A 6,428-nucleotide genomic window follows, 5' to 3' on the forward strand; every position below is an offset into this window, starting at 1 on the left:
GTCTAGTCGCACCGAGGGCGATTCACCCGACCCACCCCTCATCCGCCCCGCGGCCCCTGGCTACTCTGGACGGCATGGACTACGTCTCCGCGCTCGTGCCCCCGGTAGTGATGGCCGTGTTCTTCACCGGTCTGATCGTGACGATCGTGAAGACCCAGGGCGGCGCCAACAAGGCCAAGGAGGACGCGGTCGTCGACGCGGCCCTCGCCCGCGCCGAGAGCACCCGCCAGACCTCCCGCGACACCGGCGCCTGAGCTCCACCCGGACACCGGACGACGTCCACCCCGTGGCGTACGACTCATCAGCTTTTCGAGTCGTACGCCCTTTTTGTTGCTGTTTGTCATCCAAAGCCACGTCCACCACGTGATTGGCGACATCTCCCCCTATTGTTCTGAGCTGTGCCTCGCCCATTGGGAGAACTCGAAGACTCGGTCATGACGCGGGTGTGGAAGTGGAACCGCCCGGTGACCGTTCGGGAAGTCCTGGAAGACCTTCAGCAGGAGCGGTCCATCGCGTACACGACGGTGATGACCGTTTTGGACAATCTCCATCAGAAGGGCTGGGTACGTCGTGAGGCGGAAGGCCGGGCCTATCGATATGAGGCGGTCTCCACCAGGGCCGCCTACTCCGCGGCACTGATGAACGAAGCCTGGACCCAGAGTGACAACCCCGCCGCCGCTCTCGTCGCCTTCTTCGGCATGATGTCCCCGGAACAGCGCGAAGCACTGCGCGATGCCGTGCGTATGGTCCAAGGGCCGGAGGAAACCCCCGCACCACAGAACCCGACGCCTGAGAACCCGGCGGCCGAGAAGCCAGCTGTGGAGAACGCGGCAGTCGAGAACCCCGTGGGCGAGAACCCCGCCGCTGCTGAGGGCGAGACCGGGCGATAACGTCCGCTCATGCCAGCAGAGCAGCCCGAAGCCGCCACTAAAGCCCTCACCGTCCGCCGGGCCAGGACCAGCGATGTCCCGGCGGTTCGCCGTCTCCTCGACGCCTACGTCCGCGGCGGCATCCTGCTCGACAAAGCGACGGTGACGCTTTACGAGGACATCCAGGAGTTCTGGGTGGCGGAACACGACACCGGTTCAACTACTGAGGTCGTGGGCTGCGGCGCGCTGCACGTCATGTGGGAAGACCTCGCGGAAGTCCGCACTCTCGCCGTGGACGGCTCGATGAAGGGCGCCGGCGTCGGACATCAGTTGCTGGGGAAGTTGCTGGAGACCGCCCGCTGGCTCGGTGTTCGCCGCGTATTCTGCCTGACCTTCGAAGTCGACTTCTTCGCGAAGCACGGCTTCGTGGAGATCGGTGAGACACCTGTAGACACCGATGTCTACGCCGAGCTGTTGCGTTCCTATGACGAGGGCGTGGCCGAGTTCCTCGGTCTCGAACGAGTGAAACCGAACACCTTGGGCAACAGCCGGATGCTTCTGCATCTGTGATCGCCACCCCGTAATACCCGTGGCATACCCCTGCCACTAGCCCGCAGCCCCTTGCCCGCGGGCCCTATGTCCGAAACGCGCATGTTTCCGGTCTTCCCGGGTCCGTCGGTCTCTGCCAGGGGTTTGTGTTTTTCCAGCAAAAGCGGTTTGCTTTCCGACGTACTGCAGTAGTGCATATAACAGGGACGTGAAACAGCGGCGACCGCCGCGGACCCCGTCCCTGAAGATATCGATGAAAGGAAATCCGGTGGCACAGAAGGTTCAGGTCCTTCTTGTCGACGACCTCGACGGCGGCGAGGCGGACGAGACCGTGACGTTCGCGTTGGACGGCAAGACGTACGAGATCGATCTCACGACTGCCAATGCGGACAAGCTCCGTGGACTTCTCGAGCCGTACGTCAAGGGCGGTCGTCGTACCGGAGGCCGCGCCTCGGGGAGCCGTGGAAAGGCGCGCGCCGCTTCCGGTGGCAGCCAGGACACCGCGCAGATCCGCGCGTGGGCGAAGGAGAACGGCTACGAGGTCAATGACCGCGGTCGCGTTCCGGCGTCCATTCGTGAGGCTTACGAGAAGGCCAACGGCTGAGCAGGCCTACGACAAGGCGGCCTACGACAAGGCCAAAGGCTGAGCACAGGAACGGCGCAGCCGGATGCGATGGCATTCCGTCGCCATCGTGTCCACGAGTCGTACGAGATCGGGGGCGCCCCCAACGCCCCCACCGAGCGCCGACAGCGTCGGCAGCGACGGCTCCACCTCGCAGCCAGGCTCAGGGGGTCGCAGCCAGACGGCGGCCCCCTGCGAGTCGTCCACAGCGGTGTCCATGGATGTCTTCACAGGCATATCCACAGGGACAGGGACAGGTACGGGGGTCCCTGCAAGCCGCGGAGTGCCGGGCGCGAGTGCGCCGGGCGCCCGAGTGCCGGGCGGCAGCGGTGCCTCGATGCGCCCGCCCTCGCCGATCGCCCTGAGGTCCAGCGCGAGAGCGCCCCACTCCAGCCAGTCGAGCAGCCCGGGCAGTTCGTCCGCGCTTCCCGCCGCCACCAGAATCCGCATCCGGTCCGCCCGCACGGCCACCGGAGAGCCTGGCCCAAGATGCCGCAGCGCCGCGTACCCCGCCTCCACCGGTGCGTCCAGTACGTCGAAGCGCAGCCCCGTCGGCAGGTCCACGGGAGTGCCGGGCACGGTCGGCCAGCCCAGTTCGTTCTCGTACCAATGCCGGACCGCGCGACTCGCGTGGCTCGGGTGGCCGAAGTCGCTCGAGTGGCCCGTGTCGAGGGGCCGGCGGGGAGAAGGGACCGTGGGGACCATGCAAGGCCAACCGCCACAGCCGCGTCCGAGTTACGCTGGGTGGCTTCGCGTGTGCGCAGAGTGTCCGAAAAGTGGGCGCTCCGAAGCGGTCCGCGGCGCAAGGATGTTCGCCCATAGCGGAGGGAACCGGTGCGTTCGGCATGGAGTGTCAGTGCGTACGGGTAAGACATCCCTAGTGGGAGGGGCGACACGCAAGGCTCGGGCATCTCACGTTCGCCATCGGCGTACAGATGGTGGGGGTATCTGCCTGGCCTGCGGGAACATCGTCTCGCACCATCAGGTTGGAGCAGATGTCGGCGTTCGGGGTCAGGAGGCCAAGGACGGTGTCGGCAGTTGGAATGAGCGGTCCCCGCTTGCGGGACTAAGCTGCGGAAGGACAGGGAGGGGAGCGTCCCCTTACTGCCTGACCGCTCTGAGGAGCGATTAACGATGTTCGAGAGGTTCACCGACCGCGCGCGGCGGGTTGTCGTCCTGGCTCAGGAAGAAGCCCGGATGCTCAACCACAACTACATCGGCACCGAGCACATCCTCCTGGGCCTGATCCACGAGGGTGAGGGTGTCGCCGCTAAGGCCCTGGAGAGCCTCGGGATTTCGCTCGAGGCGGTCCGCCAGCAGGTGGAGGAGATCATCGGGCAGGGCCAGCAGGCCCCGTCCGGGCACATCCCCTTCACCCCCCGTGCCAAGAAGGTCCTGGAGCTGTCGCTCCGCGAGGCCCTTCAGCTGGGCCACAACTACATCGGCACGGAGCACATCCTGCTCGGCCTGATCCGTGAGGGCGAGGGCGTCGCCGCCCAGGTCCTGGTCAAGCTGGGCGCAGATCTCAACCGGGTGCGGCAGCAGGTCATCCAGCTGCTCTCCGGTTACCAGGGCAAGGAGACCGCCGGCGCCAGTGGCGGTCCTGCCGAGGGCACCCCCTCGACGTCCCTGGTCCTCGACCAGTTCGGCCGGAACCTCACCCAGGCCGCTCGTGAGTCCAAGCTCGACCCGGTCATCGGGCGCGAGAAGGAGATCGAGCGGGTCATGCAGGTGCTGTCCCGTCGTACGAAGAACAACCCGGTCCTGATCGGTGAGCCCGGCGTCGGCAAGACCGCCGTCGTCGAAGGTCTCGCGCAGGCCATCGTCAAGGGCGAGGTGCCCGAGACCCTCAAGGACAAGCACCTCTACACCCTGGACCTCGGCGCCCTGGTCGCCGGCTCCCGCTACCGCGGTGACTTCGAGGAGCGCCTGAAGAAGGTCCTCAAGGAGATCCGCACCCGCGGCGACATCATCCTGTTCATCGACGAGCTGCACACGCTCGTGGGTGCGGGTGCCGCGGAAGGCGCCATCGACGCGGCTTCGATCCTGAAGCCCATGCTGGCGCGCGGCGAGCTCCAGACCATCGGAGCCACCACGCTCGACGAGTACCGCAAGCACCTGGAGAAGGACGCCGCGCTCGAGCGCCGCTTCCAGCCCATCCAGGTCGCGGAGCCGTCGCTGCCGCACACCATCGAGATCCTCAAGGGTCTGCGCGACCGCTACGAGGCGCACCACCGCGTGTCCATCACGGACGAGGCCCTGGTGCAGGCGGCGACGCTCGCCGACCGGTACATCTCGGACCGCTTCCTGCCGGACAAGGCGATCGACCTGATCGACGAGGCCGGCTCCCGGATGCGCATCCGCCGGATGACCGCGCCGCCGGACCTCCGCGAGTTCGACGAGAAGATCGCCGGCGTCCGCCGTGACAAGGAGTCCGCGATCGACTCGCAGGACTTCGAGAAGGCCGCCTCTCTCCGCGACAAGGAGAAGCAGCTCCTCGCCGCGAAGGCCAAGCGGGAGAAGGAGTGGAAGGCCGGCGACATGGACGTCGTGGCGGAGGTCGACGGCGAGCTGATCGCCGAGGTCCTCGCGACCGCCACCGGCATCCCGGTCTTCAAGCTGACCGAGGAGGAGTCCTCGCGTCTGCTGCGCATGGAGGACGAGCTCCACAAGCGGGTCATCGGCCAGGTCGACGCCGTCAAGGCGCTGTCGAAGGCGATCCGTCGTACGCGTGCCGGTCTGAAGGACCCGAAGCGTCCCGGTGGTTCGTTCATCTTCGCCGGCCCGTCCGGTGTCGGTAAGACCGAGCTGTCCAAGGCGCTCGCCGAGTTCCTCTTCGGTGACGAGGACGCGCTGATCTCCCTCGACATGTCGGAGTTCAGCGAGAAGCACACGGTCTCGCGTCTCTTCGGTTCGCCTCCCGGTTACGTGGGCTACGAAGAGGGCGGCCAGCTGACCGAGAAGGTCCGCCGCAAGCCGTTCTCCGTCGTCCTCTTCGACGAGGTCGAGAAGGCCCACCCGGACATCTTCAACTCGCTGCTGCAGATCCTGGAGGACGGTCGCCTGACCGACTCCCAGGGCCGGGTCGTGGACTTCAAGAACACGGTCATCATCATGACGACCAACCTCGGCACCCGGGACATCTCCAAGGGCTTCAACCTGGGCTTCGCGGCCTCGGGCGACAAGAAGACCAACTACGAGCGCATGAAGAACAAGGTCTCGGACGAGCTGAAGCAGCACTTCCGGCCCGAGTTCCTCAACCGCGTCGACGACGTGGTCGTCTTCCCGCAGCTCACGCAGGAGGACATCCTCAAGATCGTCGACCTGATGATCGGCAAGGTCGACGAGCGCCTCAAGGACCGGGACATGGGCATCGAGCTCTCCCAGTCCGCCAAGGAGCTGCTGTCCACCAAGGGGTACGACCAGGTGCTGGGTGCGCGACCGCTGCGCCGCACGATCCAGCGCGAGATCGAGGACACCCTGTCGGAGAAGATCCTCTTCGGCGAGCTGCGTCCCGGCCACATCGTGGTCGTCGACACGGAGGGCGAGGGTGAGGCCAAGACCTTCACCTTCCGCGGCGAGGAGAAGTCCGCGCTGCCGGACGTCCCGCCGATCGAGCAGGCGGCCGGCGGTGCCGGTCCCAACCTGAGCAAGGAGGCGTGACCCCGAGGGGTTCCGTCTGAGAACGGCCGAAGGGGCCGGTGCCGAGAAGGCACCGGCCCCTTCGTCGTGTCCGGCAGTGTCCGTCGTCGTGCCCGGCAGTGCCCGGCCGTTGTTACGACAGCTGGCCGTCGTAGTCCGGCAGCTTGTACGTCTTCTCGGCGTGCCCGCCCGACAGGTCGGTGGCGCTGTTGCCGATGTTCGCGATGATCGTGTAGCCCTTGGCCTCGATGGCCGTGCGCTGGGCCGTCTTGTACTCGGCCACGTCCCTGAACAGGTCGATGAAGTTGCGTACGTACAGGCCCGAGACCTTGTAGCCGACGTGCTTGAGGTTGTACTCCGTCACCGACTTGATGATGTCCGGGCGGGCCGTGACGAAGAACAGGGCGACGCCGTGGTCCTGGGCGTACTTGGCGACGTCCAGGACGGGCGCGTTGGCCGGCGACGGGTAGCTGAAGCCGAAGTCGGTCTCCAACGTGGTGTTGTCGATGTCGAAGACGATGGCCTGCTTCTCACCGGAGGACGCGTCGGCGATCCGTTCCTTCAGGTGGGGCAGCGCCTCGGCCATGACGGCCCGGCAGTCCTTCTGCCAGGTGTCGTAGTCCACGTCCTCCGCGGCGGCTGCGGAGGCGGCGGTCGCGACGGTGGTGGCCGCGGCGGGGGCGGCGGCCGGGGTCGCGGCGGTGGCAGGGATCGCCAGGGCCGCGGTGACGGCGGTGGCGGCGGCG

7 protein-coding genes are annotated in these 6,428 nt (G+C 66.7%); 5 read left to right on the forward strand and 2 right to left on the reverse strand.

What is annotated here, in order from left to right; all coding sequences use genetic code 11:
* Nucleotides 1-74 precede the first annotated feature (74 nt).
* From AOK17_RS43700 to AOK17_RS43715, 4 genes are all read left to right on the forward strand, one after another.
* Nucleotides 75-254, forward strand: coding sequence for a hypothetical protein (locus tag AOK17_RS43700; RefSeq protein WP_055618212.1), 180 nt, complete (start codon nucleotides 75-77; stop codon nucleotides 252-254).
* Nucleotides 255-398: 144 nt separating this feature from the next.
* On the forward strand, nucleotides 399-890 hold the full coding sequence (locus AOK17_RS43705; RefSeq protein WP_079053626.1) for a BlaI/MecI/CopY family transcriptional regulator: 492 nt from the start codon (nucleotides 399-401) through the stop codon (nucleotides 888-890).
* 9 nt (nucleotides 891-899) lie between these two features.
* The gene (locus AOK17_RS43710; RefSeq protein ID WP_055618214.1) at nucleotides 900-1,439 is read left to right on the forward strand and encodes an amino-acid N-acetyltransferase; all 540 of its coding nucleotides are present in this window, start codon (nucleotides 900-902) and stop codon (nucleotides 1,437-1,439) included.
* Between the two features lie 247 nt (nucleotides 1,440-1,686).
* Nucleotides 1,687-2,022: a histone-like nucleoid-structuring protein Lsr2 gene (locus AOK17_RS43715; RefSeq protein WP_055618215.1), complete on the forward strand. Its 336-nt coding sequence runs from the start codon at nucleotides 1,687-1,689 to the stop codon at nucleotides 2,020-2,022.
* Between the two features lie 21 nt (nucleotides 2,023-2,043).
* Here AOK17_RS43715 and AOK17_RS43720 read toward each other — a convergent pair whose 3' ends face one another.
* On the reverse strand, nucleotides 2,044-2,745 hold the full coding sequence (locus AOK17_RS43720) for an SCO3374 family protein (protein WP_055618216.1): 702 nt from the start codon (nucleotides 2,743-2,745) through the stop codon (nucleotides 2,044-2,046).
* Nucleotides 2,746-3,174: 429 nt separating this feature from the next.
* Between AOK17_RS43720 and AOK17_RS43725 the strand changes: the two genes are divergently transcribed.
* Nucleotides 3,175-5,703: an ATP-dependent Clp protease ATP-binding subunit gene (locus tag AOK17_RS43725; RefSeq protein WP_055618217.1), complete on the forward strand. Its 2,529-nt coding sequence runs from the start codon at nucleotides 3,175-3,177 to the stop codon at nucleotides 5,701-5,703.
* A gap of 112 nt (nucleotides 5,704-5,815) precedes the next feature.
* Here AOK17_RS43725 and AOK17_RS43730 read toward each other — a convergent pair.
* On the reverse strand, nucleotides 5,816-6,428 hold a 613-nt coding region (locus AOK17_RS43730), incomplete at its 5' end, for an HAD family acid phosphatase (protein WP_055618218.1).

Source organism: Streptomyces phaeochromogenes (genome assembly GCF_001418655.1).
Taxonomy (GTDB): Bacteria; Actinomycetota; Actinomycetes; order Streptomycetales; family Streptomycetaceae; genus Streptomyces; species Streptomyces phaeochromogenes.

Bases quoted from the DNA above. Each gene is read 5' to 3' on its own strand.
- AOK17_RS43720 (WP_055618216.1), bottom strand. From the start codon at position 2,745: ATGGTCCCCACGGTCCCTTCTCCCCGCCGGCCCCTCGACACGGGCCAC.
- AOK17_RS43725 (WP_055618217.1), top strand. From the start codon at position 3,175: ATGTTCGAGAGGTTCACCGACCGCGCGCGGCGGGTTGTCGTCCTGGCT.
- AOK17_RS43710 (WP_055618214.1), top strand. From the start codon at position 900: ATGCCAGCAGAGCAGCCCGAAGCCGCCACTAAAGCCCTCACCGTCCGC.
- AOK17_RS43700 (WP_055618212.1), top strand. From the start codon at position 75: ATGGACTACGTCTCCGCGCTCGTGCCCCCGGTAGTGATGGCCGTGTTC.